14 protein-coding genes are annotated in these 18,992 nt (G+C 59.6%); 6 read left to right on the forward strand and 8 right to left on the reverse strand.

The genetic code is table 11. The features are described from left to right. The coding region (locus CJ255_RS16495) for a carboxypeptidase regulatory-like domain-containing protein (RefSeq protein ID WP_174714076.1) at positions 1–2,562 on the reverse strand (2,562 nt) is incomplete at its 3' end. Between the two features lie 586 nt (positions 2,563–3,148). On the opposite strand from CJ255_RS16495, the gene CJ255_RS16500 reads away from it, so the two are divergent. Next, the gene (locus tag CJ255_RS16500) at positions 3,149–3,382 is read left to right on the forward strand and encodes a hypothetical protein (RefSeq protein ID WP_097645198.1); all 234 of its coding nucleotides are present in this window, start codon (positions 3,149–3,151) and stop codon (positions 3,380–3,382) included. A gap of 255 nt (positions 3,383–3,637) precedes the next feature. Here the strand turns inward: CJ255_RS16500 and CJ255_RS16505 are convergent, their stop codons facing one another. From CJ255_RS16505 to dusB, 5 genes are all read right to left on the reverse strand, one after another. After that, complete coding sequence (locus tag CJ255_RS16505) at positions 3,638–4,609, reverse strand: maleylpyruvate isomerase N-terminal domain-containing protein (protein WP_165774758.1); 972 nt, start codon at positions 4,607–4,609, stop codon at positions 3,638–3,640. Further along, on the reverse strand, positions 4,596–5,666 hold the full coding sequence (locus tag CJ255_RS16510) for a saccharopine dehydrogenase family protein (protein ID WP_097645200.1): 1,071 nt from the start codon (positions 5,664–5,666) through the stop codon (positions 4,596–4,598). The genes CJ255_RS16505 and CJ255_RS16510 overlap by 14 nt, the downstream gene beginning before the upstream one ends. A gap of 9 nt (positions 5,667–5,675) precedes the next feature. Then, positions 5,676–6,449, reverse strand: a complete 774-nt coding sequence (locus tag CJ255_RS16515) for a lysophospholipid acyltransferase family protein (RefSeq protein ID WP_097645201.1) — start codon at positions 6,447–6,449, stop codon at positions 5,676–5,678. Continuing rightward, positions 6,446–6,961 carry a hypothetical protein gene (locus tag CJ255_RS16520; RefSeq protein ID WP_097645202.1) on the reverse strand — a complete coding sequence of 172 codons (516 nt, stop codon included), beginning with the start codon at positions 6,959–6,961 and terminating at the stop codon, positions 6,446–6,448. The genes CJ255_RS16515 and CJ255_RS16520 overlap by 4 nt, the downstream gene beginning before the upstream one ends. 176 nt (positions 6,962–7,137) lie before the next feature. Continuing rightward, a complete protein-coding gene (gene dusB, locus CJ255_RS16525; protein WP_097645203.1) occupies positions 7,138–8,163 on the reverse strand; it encodes a tRNA dihydrouridine synthase DusB in 1,026 nt (341 codons plus the stop codon). Positions 8,164–8,338: 175 nt separating this feature from the next. Between dusB and CJ255_RS16530 the strand changes: the two genes are divergently transcribed. The 3 genes from CJ255_RS16530 (at position 8,339) to CJ255_RS16540 (ending at position 14,192) form a co-directional block, all read left to right on the forward strand. After that, entirely contained in the window at positions 8,339–11,122 is a 2,784-nt protein-coding gene (locus CJ255_RS16530; RefSeq protein ID WP_097645204.1) for a class I SAM-dependent DNA methyltransferase, read from the forward strand. Positions 11,123–11,260: 138 nt separating this feature from the next. Further along, positions 11,261–13,240, forward strand: a complete 1,980-nt coding sequence (locus CJ255_RS16535; protein ID WP_245863504.1) for a S8 family peptidase — start codon at positions 11,261–11,263, stop codon at positions 13,238–13,240. A 190-nt stretch (positions 13,241–13,430) separates the two neighbouring features. Next, positions 13,431–14,192 carry a hypothetical protein gene (locus tag CJ255_RS16540; RefSeq protein ID WP_097645206.1) on the forward strand — a complete coding sequence of 254 codons (762 nt, stop codon included), beginning with the start codon at positions 13,431–13,433 and terminating at the stop codon, positions 14,190–14,192. 146 nt (positions 14,193–14,338) lie between these two features. On the opposite strand, the gene CJ255_RS16545 is transcribed toward CJ255_RS16540, so the two are convergent. Further along, entirely contained in the window at positions 14,339–15,196 is an 858-nt protein-coding gene (locus tag CJ255_RS16545; protein ID WP_097645207.1) for a pyruvate, water dikinase regulatory protein, read from the reverse strand. 288 nt (positions 15,197–15,484) lie between these two features. Between CJ255_RS16545 and CJ255_RS16550 the strand changes: the two genes are divergently transcribed. Next, positions 15,485–16,843: an alpha/beta fold hydrolase gene (locus CJ255_RS16550; protein WP_097645208.1), complete on the forward strand. Its 1,359-nt coding sequence runs from the start codon at positions 15,485–15,487 to the stop codon at positions 16,841–16,843. Continuing rightward, positions 16,836–17,378 (forward strand): peptide-methionine (S)-S-oxide reductase MsrA, encoded by a 543-nt coding sequence (gene msrA / locus CJ255_RS16555; RefSeq protein ID WP_097645209.1) that lies wholly within the window; start codon positions 16,836–16,838, stop codon positions 17,376–17,378. The genes CJ255_RS16550 and msrA overlap by 8 nt, the downstream gene beginning before the upstream one ends. Positions 17,379–17,607: 229 nt before the next feature. On the opposite strand, the gene CJ255_RS16560 is transcribed toward msrA, so the two are convergent. Then, the gene (locus CJ255_RS16560) at positions 17,608–18,795 is read right to left on the reverse strand and encodes a DUF3095 domain-containing protein (RefSeq protein ID WP_097645210.1); all 1,188 of its coding nucleotides are present in this window, start codon (positions 18,793–18,795) and stop codon (positions 17,608–17,610) included. Positions 18,796–18,992 lie beyond the last annotated feature (197 nt).

The raw sequence follows: 18,992 nt of genomic DNA on the forward strand, positions 1-18,992 counted from the left end.
GATGCCACTCCCTGCGAGCGTCTCGCTCAGCGGGAAACTGGCGCTACCCAGCGTAACCGTCGCCGTCGTAGGCGTGGTACCGTCGGCGCAACTGAGCGGCAGTTCAACCTGCAGATCGCGGCGCAGAGGCGCAGCCATCCCCACCGCCAATTGGCCGGTGGAGGGGTTGGTGCTCACCGACGCGCCATGGCCATTGATCAGCGCACGGGAGGCCAACGGACGCTGGAAAACGGCATCGATGTTGTTGGTGGTCGCATCCTTCGCCACCGTCACGAGGTCGGCTTGGGCCGCACTCGCCTGCTGGTTGTAGAACTGGCTGCGGTGGGTGGCGGGATCGAAGAAACTGACGCGGTAGCTGCCCACGGGCAGGCGCTCGAAGGCGTAGCGCCCTTCGGCGTCACTCAGCGCAGAGGCCATCGTCAGCCAGCGATCCTCATCACCCGCCAGACGCAACTGCGCCACCACGCGCACGCCGCGTAGCGCCGCGTCCCGCTCGTCACGCACCTGGCCGGCCAGCGCCCCCAACTCACTCACCAACACAAAATCCTTCGCGGCCACATCGTGCGTCAGCACAAAAGCATGCTGCGGCGGCGCAAAGCGCTGCGCCGGCAGCGCCACCAGCGTCACCGAACCCTGGGGCACATTGGTGAGCGTATAGCTCCCCGTCGCATCGGTGGTCGCCATCTCGCCACGGGCCGCCAGCGTCACCCCAGCGATTCCCGCGCCCGCCGCATCAGTCACGCGCCCGCGGATCGTGGCGGTCTGGATGGTGAGGGGGTTGCGCGGGATGGTGGCTTCGCCAGACGCATTGCCGCCCCAGCAGTGCAGCGCCCCGGCCGCGGTGAGCGCACAGGTGTGAAAGAAACTTGCGCTGACCTGGCTGACCGTGCCGAGGGCGTCCGGCACGTCCGTCTCGCCAGACGGGTTGTTTCCCCAGCAGTGCAGCGCCCCGCCCGCCGTGATAGCACAGGTGTGACGCCCACCGACGCTGACCTGGCTGACTGCGCCGAGATCGCTAGGCACGTCCCTCTGGCCATACTCGTTGCCGCCCCAGCAGCGCAACGCCCCGCCCTCCGTAATTGCACAGGTGAGATACCGACCGGCGCTGACCTGGCTGACTGCGCCGAGATCGCTAGGCACGTCCGTCTGGCCAGTAACGGTGTCATTCCAATCCGTGTTGCCGCCCCAGCAGCGCAGCGCCCCGCCCGCCGTGATCGCACAGGTGTGAGAGAGACCGGCGCTGACCTGGCTGACCGCGCCGAGACCGCTAGGCACGTCCGTCTGGGTATCGTCGTTCCTGCCCCAGCAGTGGAGCGCCCCGCCCGCGGTGATCGCACAGGTGTGAGAGAAACCGGCGCTGACCTGGCTGACCGCGCCGAGGGCGTCCGGCACGTCCGTCTGGCCATAGTCGTTGCCGCCCCAGCAGTGGAGCGCCCCGCCCGCCGTGATCGCACAGGTGTTAGTGTCACCGGCGCTGACCTGGCTGACTGCGCCGAGGGTATCCGGCACGTTCGTCTGGCCATAGTAGTTGTTGCCCCAGCAGTGGAGCGCCCCGCCCGCCGTGATCGCACAGGTGTAAGACGAACCGGCGCTGACCTGGCTAAGCGCGCCGAGGGCGTCCGGTAAGTCCGCCTGGCCATACCGGTTGGCGCCCCAGCAGTGCAACGCCCCGGCCTCCGTGAGCGCACAGGTGTGAAAGAAACCGGCGCTGACATGGCTGACCGTGCCGAGTCCTTCCGGCACGTCCGTCTGGCCAGACAAGTTGTTGCCCCAGCAGCGCAGCGCCCCGCCCACCGTGATAGCACAGGTGTGATGCCCACCGGCGCTGACCTGGCTGACCATACCGATGGCGTCCGGCACATCAGTCTGGCCATAGTCGTTGCCGCCCCAGCAGTGGAGCGCCCCGCCCGCCGTGATCGCACAGGTGTGAGACTCAAGGTTGTAAGGCCCACCACCGGCGCTGACCTGCCTGATCGCGCCGAGTCCTTCCGGCACGTCCGTCTGGCCAGTAACGGTGTCATTCCAACCCGTGTTGCCGCCCCAGCAGTGGAGCGCCCCGCCCGCCGTAATTGCACAAGTGTGAGACCCACCGGCACTGACCTGGCTGACTGCGCCGAGGGCTTCCGGCACGTCCGTCTTGCCAGCCCAGTTGGATCCCCAGCAGTGCAGCGCCCCGCCCGCCGTGATCGCACAGGTGTGATGGTTACCAGCGCTGACCTGGCTGACCGCGCCGAGGTCGTCCGGTACGTTCGCCTGGTTATCCCAGTTTCGGCCCCAGCAGTGCAACGCCCCGGCCTCCGTGATAGCACAGGTGTTAGACTCACCGACGCTGACCTGGCTAACCGCGCCGAGATCAGCAGGTCCCGACCCAAATTCCCCCCAGCAATACAACTGCCCTGCCGCATTGATCACGCAGGTGGTATCCCCCCCCGCCTCAACCACCGGCAAAGCACCCACCGTCGGCGCATCAGTAGCCGCAGCGGGCGGCGCGGGCAGCGCTGCGACGAGCAGCAGGGCGAAGAGCGTCAGAAGGGCGAGTGGATGGAGCAAGCGGTGAGCCATGGAAACCTCCTTGGGATGGGTTAGTACGACGGAGTTATTATAGCAGTTTTAGATCGTAGTTTGGTTGGGGTGGGGGGAAAGGTTGGGGGTTGGAAAAATGGAGCGATCGGCGGCAGCGCCACATGTAGGGGCGTAGCAGCGGCCCCCAAGGGAATCATGGTTACACCGGGAGCCAAGGGCCGCTGCTACGCCCTCCATGGGGCATCGCGCCCTCGCGGGGCAATGGGACGGGGTCATTTGGGATGCCCATACATGTGGTGGCAACAACCCATCCCATTGGCCCACACCGCGCATGCGACGGATCGGTGATCTCCGCCGGGCAGGGCGTAGCAGCGGCCCATACGCTCCCTGCTTCGTTGTGGTTACATGAGGAGGGCCGCTGCTACGCCCCTACGTTGTGTTACGACGGGATGTTTGCCTTCACCATGAATGTGTGGCGAACAATGGAATGTGCCGTCGCTACGCCCCGCAGATCTTGGGGTGTAGAAGCCCAATATTAGATGGTAGCGATCCCTTAACGCAACGCAGAAGAAAAACAAAACGACCGTAACTTTTTGCCTCTTCAGACGGTACAAGGATGTGCAACATGTTCCCTGAGGAGGAAGCCCCAATGACTATGCCCCCCGCTGATTTTGATGGTGCCTGGAAGTACGCCCTAGAACACTATTTTCCGCCCTTTGTCGCCTTCTTCTTTCCACAAACCGCCGGGATGTTCAAGGATGACCCCTTCGCCAACGAATTTGATGCGGTTATGGCCGCGTATCGGCGCGAATGTGATCACGAGGACATTCCTCCAACAACCCAGGATCACGCTGCGTGACACGCTACATTCTTGATACTGACCATATCTCTCTGCAGCAGCGATTCCATCCGAGCGCGAAACCTTTGTGGCTTTGCGGCTTTGCGCGGGCTTATTTGAAAGGTATTGCCCCTAGCCCCCTTCGGCAAGCTCTGGTTCGACAGGCTCACCAACCGGGCACCGCCTCTCCCACGTTGTGGGCGAGGGGCGAAGGCTCCACGGTTTTGTTGCGTTCCTTTACGCCCGCTAGGGCATCCCCAAGCCCGATCCTTCCCCTCACGTAGGCATAAAGAAATGAGGCACCCGTCGCGCAAGCCCAAGCTGGCCTGCAACCCGCAGACGACGGAGTAGCAACGGTCGCCACGCGCTACTCTGAAAGGTCATTATGCGGCAGAAGAGATCGGCACTGTTAAACGAGAAGGTGACATCGTTGGTGCGTGCGCGGCCAATTTTGCCTTGACCACCGCTTGGGCTGATGCGAATCAGCCAACTGCCGCCCCCCTGCCCTGCGATGTTGATGGCAATCGTGGCATGCAGATCGCCGCCCCGCTCTGGCCAGTAGTTCAGGCCGAGCAGGTGGACAAAGCGGGTAATTTGGCGGCGCATCATGCCCGGTTGAAAGTAGATCCAGATCGGGCGGGCGCGTGTTAGCGCCAGTTGCGCTCCATGAATAATGCCTGCATGCGCCAAACTGGAGCCAAACATTTCGCCAATGGTGGGGACACTGCTCAGATGGGGTAAGGGGACATGGTGTACCATCTCTTTGAGGCTCAAGGGCGCAACTAGGCTGGCTGATTCGCTGAGGGCATCAAGGAACGTTGTGGTCAATGCCTCAACCGTAAGCTCGGCGCGGGCTTCAATCGCGGCTTCGTTGAAGGCTTTGAGGTCGCTGCGCTCGCTCATGCCAGGAATGACCACCGGCTCGCCCGCTAGGGCGGTGCTGATGGCCTGATTGTACGCTTCCGTCACCGCCGTCACATGGGCAAGCGCTTGCCGCCGCGTCCAACCCTGGGCCCGCCGTTCGCTACGGCGCTGCCAGTCTTCCGCCTTCATGCGCTCAAACGAACCCGCAAAGATTTCGCGCAACTCCAAAAAATCATTGGCTAAGGTATAGGCCGTGAAGGCACCAATGCGATCCTCCAAGCGGGCCAGAGCGACTTCGGCTTCGGCATGCTCCCGTTCGGCCTGCTCCTCCGCCGATAGCTCTTCAGTTGTGTCGAGAGGATGCTCATGCTCAGTTGGTGCCATTATCGAACCTTTCGGTACCCTCGATCTCCAGCACCAAGTCGGGGCCATAGACCTTCGAGGGCGTCTGGAAGCCGGAGCGCCATTGGCCCGCTACGATCTTCTCGGCAATCAGGACGGCGCTCATTGCTGTGAGGGTGTAGCCCTCAGCCGCCCGGATGCGTGTGCTTACCTGCTGGCCTTCGTCGTCGCTCGCTTCACCCCAAAGCATACTGATGCCATGGGCGCGCTCCTCGTTCGTGGGGCCAGCAGGCATGTTGCGTACCAAGCCTAGCAGGATGTCCCGCACTGGTGCTTTGGTCGCTAGGTTCAAGAGCGGCCCGCCCAAGGGCAAGATTAGCTTGGTGAACGCGGGTAGCACAATGTAAACCGTGATGTTGGGAATCCCCGTACTGTGGTAGCCGGTTGTGATGTCGCCCCACGGAATGGCCGTCGCACTGACCGGGCCGCGCCCAAAGTCCACTTCGCGGTTTATGCTCCCCATCACAATCGGCACAATCCGCCCGTCCCGCCGCACAACGCTGTAGCCACTCAGGTGATCAATGGCCTTCAAGACCGTGGTACTGGTGCCCCGCGAGGTGTGTCCAGGGCTGCGAAAAGCAAGTTCGAGCCGCGTCGCACTGGGCAAGCGCCGCTTCAAATGGGCCGCGAGACAATCGGAGGGCACTACGTCAAAACCAACCCCCGGCATCACCATAATGTTGGCCGCAACCGCCGCAAAGTCTTGACTAGCGAGATTTTCAAAAACCGTAAACTCACCAGTAATATCGCAATAGTGGACGCCAGTATTGAGACATGCGGCCACCATAGGGGCGCTCGTCTCACTGAACGGCCCAGCGCAGTGCAAGACCACCTTGTGGCCTTGGAGTGCCCGTTCTAAGCCCTCAGCATCATGCAGGCTCACCACAACATGGGGCAGACCAAGCCGTTGCGCTAAGGCCGTAATCGCCGCACTGTTGCGCCCCGCAATCGTTGGCCGCAGGCCACGCGCAACAGCCCGGCGAGCGATCAGTTCACCTGTGTAACCATTCGCACCATAGATCAGAATTGGTGTATCCATAAGAACATCCTAGTTCATGCGGCCACACGACATCAGTCGTAACAATCGGTCAAAACGCTGGTCAATCCCGTGGCGACCACGCAGCAAAGTCTGGTAGCGATCAAGCGCACCTGCCACCACATCAGCCCGTAGGGCGTCACAGGAATGGGTGAGCCGCTCGGTAATCTCGTCGAGTACCCCGCACTCGTCGCTGGGATCGGTGGGGCGGTGGGTCGGGCCAATGCGGATAAAGGCGTGGGGCTGCTGTTGGCCCAAAAACTCGTAACGCAGGGCCACCGGGCAGAGGGTGATTGGCCCAACCTGGCTGATAATACGCGCAATGCCGGGAAAGGTAATCAGCGGACGGCGGTCGGGGTGAACAATGCGCCCCTGGGGGAAGATGAAGAGCGCCCGGGCCCGTTTGCCGCCGCGCAGCAACCCAGCGGCGTAGGCTTGCGAGCGGCGCGTATCTTCAGGATCATGGCGGTTAATGCTAAAGGCACCCGACCATGTGAAGAAGCGATAGGCCCGCAGTTGCCGTTCTTCCATCAGCAGATGGGAATCAAAACGCCCGCGCAGCACCATGCGGTGGATGACATACATCAAGTAGCCATCCCACCACGAGCTATGGTTGAGATAGATGATCACCGGCCCGCCCGAAGGTTCGGGTAGCGGCCCATAGCTCTGCAACCAAACCCGATGAAAATCGCTCCAGAGTGAACGGCGGGCCAACAACCAGTAAATGGCCGCATCGCCAAGGCGGTTCTTGGCCGCCGGAATTGCCGGGCGGGGATCACTCGTCATGGCAGTGCCTCGGGGTAGAGCAAGCGCGCCCGGCCATAGGCTTGTTGAGCCGCAGCAATGGCAGTAAGGCCAAACGCGACAAGATCGGCTTCGTTGGGAACAGACAATTCGTGTAACAATTCAATCCCGTTGGTTGTTAGCGCACGCTGCAACAAGGCCAACCCCACCCTTGGCTGATCATTAAAGCTCACCAAGACAGCGTAGGCTGGCGCTTTGGGCAAGGGCTTCTGGATCAGCAAGGTTGCCAGGGCACTGAGCCGCGCTGGGAGCGCCCCTCCCAACAAAGGCGTAACTAAGAGCAACACTTCGGCATCGGCCAACTCGTGGTACAGCGGATCGCGCAGCGGATCAGCAAGACTCGGCCCGGCCTGATTGAGCAAAACCTCGCCCAAGAAGGCCGCCCGCTTCACGGGAGGCAGTGCGGCCAGCATCATACTGAGGCACTCCGGTGCCGGGCCGCTGCCTGCGGCACTGCCACAGATGCCTAGGGTGTAGAGATAACCATCATGCATAAGACAGGTTTGTAACCATTGTTCCTTGAGTCGTAGTGCCGACTTTAGTCGGCATCCGGGGGTTGTCGGCGACCTCAGCCGACTAAAGTCGGCACTACCTAATGGCGCAAACGGTAAAGTACCATGTTCTTTCGTGTTGGCGGCTTCGCCGCCAACACGAAAGAACAAAGCCACGATCAAATCTGAGCGCAGAGCGCTGTAGCAAAATGACTAAAATAGGCGATAATCTGCTCCCGTGCCTGATCGAGCGTCTGGGAGCGGTGTACCGCGACCCGCAGGTGGGAGGCACCAGGTAGTGCAACGACGAACTGGCCAATGAGCTGTTTCGTCTTATTGAGCGCCAAGCGTGCGGGCAACTCCTCTTCACACATGGCCATATAGCGCAACAGGAAATCCAGCTTATCCGCCGGGCTGGGCTGGAAGGGCGTCACTCCCGCCCGCAGGTCTGCAATCTGCATAAAGATCCAGGGGTTCGCCATCGCCGCCCGCCCAATCATCACCCCGTCGGCCCCACTGTCACGCAGACGCACCAGCGCATCATGGCAATTCTGTACATCACCGCTGCCAATCACCGGAATGGCAACCGCCCGCTTCACCGCAGCCACCCGCGACCAATCGGCTTGGCCTGTGTAGCGCTGTTCGCGGGTGCGCGGATGCAGCGCCAAAGCCGCCACACCACAATCCTCGGCCAGCTTCGCCGTATCCAGATAGTTCAACTGCTGTTCGTCCCAACCTGCCCGAAACTTGAGGGTAAGCGGCACCTGCACCGCAGCACGCACCGCCCGCAGCACACGCCCCATCTTAGGCAGATCGCGCAACAACGACGCCCCATGCCCGCCCCCCGTAACCTTAGGCGAAGGGCAACCACAGTTAATGTCAATAATGTCGGCCCCCAACTGCTCAACCATGTGCGCCGCATTGGCCACCAGATCGGGATCATTGCCCGAAAGCTGCATCGTCAGCGGGCGCTCTTCAGGGTAAAAATCGAGCAGACCATGGCGGCGCAAAGCCTTGGGACTCACACTCGCCGCATTGGTCATTTCGGTACTCACCAAGCCACAGCCACCCATCCGCAGAATCATGCGCCGGAAGATGCTATCGGTCACCCCCGCCATTGGCGCTAAAATAATGTTGGGTGCAATCTGGATGTGCGCCACCGCATATGCACTCGGTAGGCGCTCAATTTCTGCTTGGTTGAGCATGGCAAGCCTTCTGCGAAGATTCTCTCTTGATTATACCATTCCCTACCCTTGGGTTTCGCTTGTGTTGTAGGGCTACGCCCCGCACCCTACCTGACGGCGGGAGGATGCGAGGGAACCAGGTTCCCTCGCGCACCCTATCCTGCCCTCAGGGTATAATGCAACGTGAGGTACCTCTATGACCATACTCACCCCCCAAGAATTTGTCGCCAAATGGCGGAACGTCACGGTTAAAGAGCGCAGTGGCTACCAAGAACATTTCATTGATCTCTGCCATTTGGCGGCCCATCCGACGCCCCTGGAGGACGATCCCAAGGGTACGCGCTATAGCTTTGAGGCGGGCGCAGGGAAGCAGCATGGCGGCAAAGGGTGGGCCGATGTCTGGAAGCGTGGCTTTTTTGCCTGGGAGTACAAGGGCAAGCACGCAAACCTTGACAAGGCTTACCAGCAGTTGCTCCAGTACCGTGAGAGCCTGCAAAATCCGCCTCTGCTGATCGTCTGCGATATGGAGACGATCCAGATCCATACCAATTTCACCAATACGGTGAAGCGGGTGCTCAATCTGCACTTGAATGATCTGCTTAAGCCCTTGGGTATGCAGGCGCTACGCAATATCTTCTTTAAACCAGATGCGTTCCGCTCTAACCAGACGCCTGAGTTGGTGACCCAGCAGGCGGCGCGTGAGTTTGCTGAGATTGCGGCGCTGATGCGGCGCTATGGCAATGATCCGCAGCGCGTTGCCCATTTCTTGATTCGCCTGCTCTTTTGCCTCTTTGCAGAGGATATTGGCCTGTTGCCCAGTGGCTTCTTTTCTAAGTTGGTGCGGGTGACCCGCAACCGCACGACGCTCTTCACTGAACAATTGGGCTTGCTCTTTGCGGCGATGCAGAACGGTGGCTTTTTTTCAATGGAGGATATTCCCCACTTCAACGGGCAACTCTTCGATAATGCTGAGGTGCTACCGCTTGATAGCGACAGCATGGAGATCCTCCAGCGTGTGAGCGAACTCGATTGGTCGAATATTGAGCCTTCGATCCTTGGTACGCTCTTTGAGCGTTCGCTCGATCCGGCGAAACGCAGCCAACTAGGGGCGCACTACACTAGCCGCGACGATATTCTGCTGATTATTGAGCCGGTGCTGATGACCCCGCTGCGCCGCCGCTGGGCTGAGGTGCAGCAGCAGGCGCGCACGTTGGCCGCCACCCGCAATGAGGCGAAAGGGAGTGCCGCCAAGCGTCTGCAAGCGGAGTTGCAAGCGTTGCTCAAAGGCTTCACGGGCGACATCGCTACCATGCGCGTACTTGATCCCGCGTGTGGATCGGGCAATTTCCTCTATGTGGCGCTCAAACAACTGCTCGATCTCGAAAAAGAGGTCATTATCTTGGCCCAAGACCTTGGCGCAGGCAGCTTCTTGCCCAGCGTCTCGCCGGAGCAGTTCTACGGCATTGAGATCAATGAGTATGCCCATGAATTGGCTCAGATCACCGTCTGGATCGGCTATATCCAATGGCTGCGCGATAATGGCTTTGGCCAACCCGCCCAGCCCATCCTTAGACCACTCGACACCATTAAGCACATGGATGCGCTGCTCACCTATGATGCCGCTGGCCAACCCGTAGAGCCACCCTGGCCCGAGGCCACGGTGATTGTTGGGAACCCGCCCTTTTTGGGTGACAAAAAGATGCGCGGTGAATTGGGCGATACCTATGTAGAACATTTGCGTACACAGTATGCCGAGCGTGTGCCCGGCGGGGCTGATCTGGTAACCTATTGGTTTGAACGGGCACGGGCGCTGATCGCACAAGGCACGACGAAACGGGCCGGGCTGTTGGCCACCCAGGGGATTCGTGGCATTGCGAATCGCCGTGTGCTTGAACAGATCAAATGCACTGGCAATATCTTTATGGCTTGGAGTGACCGCCCATGGATTCTTAGTGGCGCGGCGGTTCGTGTTGCTATGGTTGGCTTTGATGATGGCAGCGAAACGGAACGTTGCCTCAATGGCGTAGCGGTCGAATCGATCAACACCAACCTCACCAGTAGTGTCGCCACCACGCAGGCCGTAGCCCTGCCTGAAAACAAAGGGCTCAATTTTCTCGGCATGATGAAAGCAGGGCCATTCGAGCTGGATGGGGTGACCGCACGGCGCATGCTGGCTGCACCCTTGAACCCCAACGGTCGCCCCAATGCGGATGTGGTGAAACGTCGCCTGGGCGGGCAGGATGTTGTTGGCCGCTGGCGCGATGGCTGGATCGTGGATTTTGGGGTTGATCTGACGGAACAAGAAGCGGCCTTGTATGAGCAACCTTTTGAATATGTGCGTACTCACGTCAAGCCGTTACGCGACAAAAATCGGCGCGATAGCATGCGTACTCGCTGGTGGATGCATGGCGAACCAAGACGCGGCCTGCGCGCCACCATTGCTGCACGAGCATTGCAGCGGGTCATTGTGACCCCCGAAGTGGCCAAGCATCGCCTATTCATCTGGATGGATACCTCGGTTGTTCCAGATCACAAGCTCCACATCTTCGTCCGTGATGATGACTATTTCTTCGGGGTACTCCATTCGCGTGTACACGAAGTATGGACATTGGCGACAGCGATTCCTCAAGGTGATGGTAGTGATGGGGGGCGTCCAACCTATAAGGCATTGTGTTTCGAGACCTTCCCCTTCCCGTGGTCACCGGGCCAGGAGCCACCGGGCGATCCGCTGGTGGCGGCGATTGCGGCAGCGGCGCAGCGCTTGGTGGAGCTACGCGACAACTGGCTCAACCCGCCCAAGGCCGACGCGGAGCAACTCAAGCTCCGCACGCTCACCAAGCTCTACAACCAGCGCCCGGCCTGGCTAACCAATGCCCACCGCGACCTAGACGCGGCGGTGCTGGCGGCCTATGGCTGGCCCAGCGACCTAAGCGACGAGGAGCTCTTGGCGCGGCTGCTGGCTTTGAACTTGGAGCGGTAAGACCATTTCAGATTGTAGATTGTAGATTGTAGATTGAACATATTTCCTATTCGTTCTATGAAACTTTGACCTAGCTCTAGGTTATGCGAACGTGGTATGATCATTCCAGAATCGGTTTCCAACTCAAAGGACTCTGCTGTGCGCCATCGTTTCTGGTTGCTCCTCTTGGTTTGTGTCTTTGTTCTGGTTGGTCTGCCTGGGCCGCAGGTGGCGGCAGGCAATGCCCCGCAGTTCTACCCCGGCGAACTGCTGGTGCGTCTCGCTCCAGGTGTGAACCTCGATCCCATCGGGCGTAGTGCCAACCAGACGCTGGATCGTCACTTGACTCGCCTGAGTGTCACTGCGGCTACGGCCTTGCTGCCGATTGAAGGGCTCTATCGCGTAGAGTTTGGCTCACAGCGCGATCCCCAGGCTGTAGCCGCTCAGTTGGCCCGCGATCCCGCCGTTATCTATGCCGAGCCTCACTATATTCGTACCCTTGCGCGTGTTCCTAACGACGAAATCTTTGGCCAACAGTGGAATATGGCGATCATTCAAGCCCCCGATGCGTGGGCGCTTACCACGGGTGATCCCATTATCGTTGCGGTACTCGATACCGGCGTAGATGCCCAACATCCCGATCTGGTGGGTAAAATAGTACCTGGCTTCAATGCCTTGGCCCCCAACTTGGCCCCCGTTGACGATAATGGCCACGGCACGGGCGTGGCTGGCTTGATTGGCGCTACGGCAGATAATGGCATCGGGATTGCCGGTGTCTGTTGGGGTTGCCAATTGATGCCCGTGAAGGTACTCAATGCACGCGGTGCCGGCGGTGATGCAGGCGTTGCGCTGGGCCTGCGCTGGGCCGTAGACCGTGGCGCTCGCGTGGTCAACCTGAGCCTCGGCGGCGGTGAAGATAGCCGCACCCTGCGCGATGCCGTGCAGTATGCCGTTGATCGCGGGGTTGTGATTGTCGCTGCTTCCGGTAATGAACGCCAGGAAGGCAATCAGCCCAACTATCCCGCCGCCTACCCCAATGTGATCGCGGTGGGCGCTACCGGCCAAGACGACCGCGTGACCGATTTTTCCAATACGGGCGACCACCTCGATCTCGTCGCGCCTGGGGTGAATCTCTGGACGACCCTGCCCGGCGGGCGCTACGGGCGACCCTCTGGCACCTCCTTTGCCAGCCCCCATGTCAGCGGGGCCGCCGCGCTGGTCATCTCCGTGCGCCCCGATTTAGGCTGGTACGATGTGCGCTGCATCCTCCAAGCTACCGCCGATGATCGTGGTGCGCCTGGCCGCGATCCCGAATATGGTTGGGGTCGCCTCAATCTCGCCCGCGCGGTACAGCTTGCCAGCAACTACCACGGCTGCCCACTTGATGCACCTGCGCCACCACCATCCCCACCATCCCCGCCGCCACCGCCGCCACCGCCGCCACCGCCGCCGCCCGCACCCGATCCCATTCCTGTGCCCGCTCCCGTCCCAGATCCGCCGCCGCCAAGCCCTGCGCCTGATGTGCCCCCCGCCTTTGCACCCGTGCCCCCCCCGCCGCCCGGCGCAGACGTGCGTTACTTCCCTGAAACAGGCCACACCCTGCGCGGCGCCTTCCGGCGCTTCTGGGAGAACCAGGGCGGCCTGAGTATCTTTGGCTTCCCTACCAGCGAGGAGTACCAAACGCTCGGTAGCGATGGCCGTACCTATACGGTACAATACTTTGAACGCTACCGCTTCGAGTTCCATCCCGAACTTGCGCCACCCTACGATGTGCAATTGAGCCGCATTGGTGACGACGTGCTACAGATCAGTGGCCGCAACTGGTTCAGTTTCCCCCGTTCGGGCAATCTACCCGGATGCCTCTACTTCGCCGAGAGCGGCCAATCCCTCTGTGGCAGCTTCCTCAGCTACTGGGCCAGCAACGGGATCGAGTTTGACGGTCGGCCCGGCAAGAGCTACGCCGAGAGCCTTGCGCTCTTTGGTATGCCCATCTCCCCGCCCCAAGCCGAAGAGATCGCCCCCGGCGTCGTGCGTACCGTGCAATGGTTTGAACGCGCCCGCTTTGAAGACCACGACGGCGGACGGGTTCTCTTGGGGCTGTTGGGCAACGAAGAGGCGCGCCTGCGCGGTTGGCGCTGATGTGTTCTGAGAAGCTGTCTGAAAAGCCGGATGGCACACGTTGGAGTGCCGGCGTTAGCCGGCTAACGCCGGCACTCCAACGCCACCCCTGCGAGGAGAAGCTAGGAAAGGAAAGAGGAGAGAGGAAATAAAAAACTCTGTGTCCTCTGTGCCTCTGTGGTAAAAAAAACAAGTACCCAAAGGAAATCCCATGTGCAACCCGCGCCGCGTGATTGTCACTCTGGCCGAGACGGTGCGCGAAGAGTGGCAACGCACTATTGAGGCCCGTGTGACCGCAGCGACCGAAGTGAGCGCTCAGGCTACGCTGGAGACCCAGATTGACCTGGGTGATGAGTTGGGGCCAATTGCGCTCGAAGAGTTGCGCTTGCTGCTCAATGAGGGCTTTGGCGGTTGGCAGGCCGCCGATGCAGCCAGCTATACCCTCACGCTTGAGCATGGCATCACCCTACGCTACCGCCCAGACGCGGGCCACCTAGAGGTGCAAGCGCGTCTGAGCGAAACGGTGGAGGCCGCAGCCGTGGCTCAAGGGGCGTTCCAAGGCACCCTCGACACCGAGATAGCCGTTGAGGGCGAAGGGCGTTACTACCACGACAACTGGCGCGGCCATAGTGAAGCGCGCGCCCGCTACGAAGCCGAACGGGCGGCCCAAGCACGCCTCGCCGCCACCCGTGAAGAACTGATCAGCGCCGCTGCCCACGCGCAGGCTGAAGCCCAAGCCAACCAAGCAGCCCAAGCACGCCTGCGCGAAGCCGCTGAACGCCAACAAGCCATCCTCGATGAACGTCTCGAAACCCTGCTGCACGCATCGGAAGAGCAAGTCCAAAACGCGATTGGCAACCTACTAGGCCAAACCTACCGTCGCGCCATCATCCGCCTCGTACAAGACAATGGCGGCCAGGTTATTCAGGATCAGGAGCAGGGCGCGGTTATCGATCTTGTGGCGAGAATTTGAGAGGTACTGAGGATTGCAGATTGCAGATTGCAGATTGTAGATTGCAGATTGCAGATTGTAGATTGCAGATTGCAGATTGCAGAACATGGCGTCCCAATGGGCGTTAGCGTTCTTGATAATGCGACATGTTCTAAGGGTAATTGGTATTACCCATGCTTAAACCAGCGAGTAATGAGGGCAATAATCTCATCAGCACTCTCTTCGATAGACTTATCGGTGAGATTGACCGTCGCCCAGCCGTGACGACGAAAAAGGCGGCGCGCCCACTCCACCTCATCCTCGGTGGTCTCTTGGTTGAAGTAGCGGCTCCCAAAAGCCATAGCGGTGCGGCGCTGACGGTGGCGACGGCGGGCGGTAATCTGTTCAGCCTCGACAATCAGGCCAATCACGCGCCGCCGGTCGAGCTTAAAGAGTGCTTCAGGTGGGGGAATCTCTTTGACCAGTGGAATATTGGCGACCTTCCAACCCAAGACGGCGAGATACATGCTGAGGGGCGTTTTACCGACGCGTGAGATGCCGACCAACACGATTTCGGCGTCCTCCAATTCATTGGTACGAGCGCCATCATCATGCTGCATTGAATACTCAATCGCTTCGAAGCGATCAAAATAGGCCGAACGGCGCTGGCGGTAGCGCCCGGGCACACCAATCGGTTCTTTGCCCACAACGGTTGCGACACGCGCCAACACGGTGCCAACCAGATCGATTTCAGCCACATGGCATGCCCGCGCCTTACGCACCAGATCGCGGCGCACGGTCGACTCCATGAGCGTATGCAGAATCGTACCGTGGGCTGCCTCCGCCTGGGCCACAACTTCACTGACCTGCTCCGGGGTTCGCACATTTGGCACTACAATAACGGGCACACGCACATCATCAAACTGGCTCAGTACCAGCCGCGCCACATCTGAACCAACGACACCTTCGCCGCCCGAAACGATATAGAGCGGCGGCGCAGGATGACCAGGGGCCGCAGATGTGTCTGTGGTTTCGTGATCACTCATAGAGACTCCTTTTAGTGGGGGTGCGGGGGCGACTTCGCCGCCAAACAGCAACAAAAAAGCGGGTTTGGGGCGTAGCCCCAACAACGTTGACGTGGACCTTGGGGCTTGCCCCAAGCATACCATGCAGATAACCAGAGGCGCTATGCTACCAATTACCGTTGAACATGCCGCATCATCAAGAACGCTAAAGCTCATTGAGACGCCATGTTCGGCAATCTACAATCTATAATCTACAATCTGAAATGGTATAATGAGGTGTGCGAGTAGCTACCCTACTTGGAGGCCACTATGCCCACCTATACCATCAACGGGGTACGTGTCCATGCGCGTGAAGAGGGGCCAAAGACTGGCCAGATCTGTATCATGATCCACGGTTGGTCAAGTTCATGGTATGCACTTTCACCACTACTCGAATTGGTGAGTCGGCGCTTTCATTGTGTTGCCATTGATCTACCAGGCTATGGTAACTCTGAACGGTTGCGCGAGCGTACCACCATTCCGGCCTATGCCGAAGTGATAGCCAAGCTCATCCAGCAGTTGAGCGACAACCCAGCGGTGCTAATTGGCCACTCGATGGGGGGCATGACCAGCATCACAACGGCGTTGAACTACCCTGAGTTGGTGGATCGGATGGTGTTGTTGGCCCCCACGATTAGTGGCAAGCTCTCCAACTGGATCAACTACGCGGTTGCGCCCGTTACCGCACTGGAGCGCTTTAACATTGCGGGGCGAATTGTCTCAGCCCTAGAGCCGTCGTTAGTTGCGGTGACCGACCGGCTCATGCGGCCCGCTTCGTTTGCCGAGCGCAGTGTGATCAGCCAACAGGAGTATGAGCGCTTGCGCGCCGATGCGCGCCGCCCTGGGCAGGGGCGGGTACGGGCCGAATGTTTCATTGCGATGCAGCAGAACGATTTACGGGGGCGTCTGAGTGAGATTCAGACGCCCAGTTTGGTGATCTGGGGCGCGGAAGATAATACGGTGCCGTTGCGTGATGCTGGGGTGGTGGCCGATGAGTGGAAGGGTGTTGATCTGCGGATTGTGCCCAAAGCTGGCCATTGGCCTCAATTTGAGGCACCAGAGTATACAGCGCGCGTTGTGGCAAGCTTTTTGGCTTTGCCCGTCTTGACCACACGGATTGATGATTCGATTAGCCAAGATGTCTTGACCGCGCAAGCCGCTGCTTTCCTTGCCAACTCCGATATTGGTAGCGGATTGACCCTGGCGCAACGTTCGCGCCTTGCTGCTCAGTGCCGCTTGCGCTTCTACGGCCCCGGCGCCATGATTGGCCCCCCCGACGAGGAGTGTACCGATCTCTACATTGTACAGCAAGGCTCCATCGAAGTCTGGTCGGAGTTGAAGGACGGCACCCTCGTTCCCGATCACATCTTGAACACCGTGTTACCTGGCCAGATCACCGGCGAAATGGCCCTACTTGATGGTGGCCGTCGTAGCGCGGGGCTCACTGCTGGCGACGAAGGGGCCACCATTCTGGTGCTGCGCCGCGACCGCCTGCGCGCTTTGGTGGAGGACGATCCGGTGTTGGGCAATGCAATCATCTGGAATATTGCCACATCACTAGCCCTACGTATCCGCTTGGCCAATTTCCAGCGCAAAATGTTGCAGAAGGAGAAGAATTTCCATGAGTAATATCCAAACAGAGCTTGCCACCCTCGGCGGCGGCTGCTTCTGGTGTCTCGAAGCGGTCTTTGATCAACTCCAAGGCATCAATGACGTTGTCTCTGGCTATATGGGCGGGCATGTGGACAATCCGAGCTACCGTCAGGTCTGTGATGGCAATACGGGCCATGCTGAGGTAGTACAGGTTCGCTTCGATCCGGCGCAACTCAGCTACGGCGAACTGCTAGAGGTCTTCTTTGCCATTCACGATCCCACAACGCTGAACCGTCAAGGCAATGATGTAGGGACGCAGTACCGCTCGGTCATTTTTTACCATTCGGCTGAACAGCAGGCAACCGCACAGGCGCTGATTGCTGAACTGAATGAACGCAAGCTCTGGCCCAACCCAATTGTGACTGAAGTGACTGCTGCGCCAGTATTCTACCCGGCTGAAGACTACCACCAGGAGTATTTTGTCCAGAACGGGCGGCAACCCTACTGCCAGATGGTAGTAGCACCCAAAGTGGCGAAGTTTCGCAAGCAGTTTGTTGATCGCTTGAAGTAATACCAAATCCGATAGCCGATAGCCGATAGCTGATAGCCGGACATGGCGTCTCAATGCGCTTGAATGTCATTAGGCATGCGGCCTGTTCAATGGTAATTGGTATAAGGGAGCATGCGAGGGGACTAGCTTCCCTCGCATGCTCCCATTTATGCCATCTCAGATTGTAGATTGTAGATTGCCGAACTATGGTGTCCCAAAGAGCTTTCGCGTTCTTGATGATGCGGCATGTTCAAGGGTGATTGGTATTAGTAGCCCCAGCCATGCGCTCTTTCAGTGCCCGGGCGGCCAAAGCATAACCCCCATCGGCACCGTCCACAAAGTGAACTTGGCGGCCCATACGCTCAAAGACGAGACAGGTAAGGATCGCGCGGTCGGTGCTGTGCAGCCCATAGATCAAGTGGCCCGCTTGGTATTGCGCTTCGAGCAGCGCTTCCAGCTTGTGACGCTGTTCACTGCTGCCCGCAAGCACCATGCGCAGTGTGTCGTCATACTTCTTGTAGTCGGTGGTGGTAAAAGCATGGCTGCGGTAGCGATCCCACCAGGGTGGGCGGCCCAGAAGATGTTCGTAGGTGCGGTAGAGCCTGATCATCAGGATCATCAGCCAGACCTTGGCTTGGTAGCTGAGGCGCGCCCCGAAGGCCGTTGGGCTACGCAGAATTGCTTCGGCGCGGAGACCTGCTGGTTGCAGTGTTGCTTGCAATTGGCCCACCGCCAACGGATGGTAATCGCTGTCGCTACCAAAGCTGCTTTGAATCGCCGCCAAGACCATCCGCATCGTAGCGGCACGTTCGTCTGCCTCTGAGCCAGTGGCCATCACGAGGAGGCTAATGATTTCACCATGGCGACTCGGCACATCCTGCCAACGGCACTCAAGCCCACTCAGGTCGGGCGCATCGGGATCATCAGAGGCTGCGATCAGGTAAGCGCGGTTGCGCGCAGGGTCTTTGATCAAATCCTCGGCATAGGCGATCCCGCCGCTAAACATAGCCTGCGTATAGTGTTCAGCCAGCGGCAAGCGTGCCACGCAGACATCCTGGCCCGCAGCACGCAGATCAGCCACTGGCACAATCCCCGTGCGTAGGTCAAGCTCATAGCGCTGGTTAGCCAAACGACGCAAGCCTGCAAGTGCGGTGCGGGCCGGGGCGAGCAGGCTTGGCGGAATGGCCAACGAAGCTCCATCACCCCCAAAGATGAAGGGAATATCAATGGAACCAGCCAGATTGAGCAGAGCGACAATCGAGGCCGCCCCAAGCACATTGACCTCCTTGTAGCGCCCCGCTGCAATCGCCTGGGTAGAACCGAGTACATCGGTTACCACAATATGCCAATCATTGGGTAACGGCGTAAAACTCTGCGCCTCAGTGATCGCCATAAAATCGTTCAGCGGCGTCAATTGGGCATAAAATGCTTCGCTCATGGGCACCCCATATCTACCCCCTCATCTGCAGCCACGCCTCCACTTCGATGTGATATATTGTAGCACGAACTTGTTCATTCAGCACTGGATCGAGGCGCAGAAGCTGATCCAAGAAGCGAACCTAAGGCGGCGCGGTGGTGCGGTGGCTGAGCTTGTCGAAGCCCCGCACCGCTGCGCCGCCACCCTCCGCTGGCTTC

The organism is Candidatus Viridilinea mediisalina (assembly GCF_002532535.1).
GTDB lineage: Bacteria > Chloroflexota > Chloroflexia > Chloroflexales > Chloroflexaceae > Viridilinea > Viridilinea mediisalina.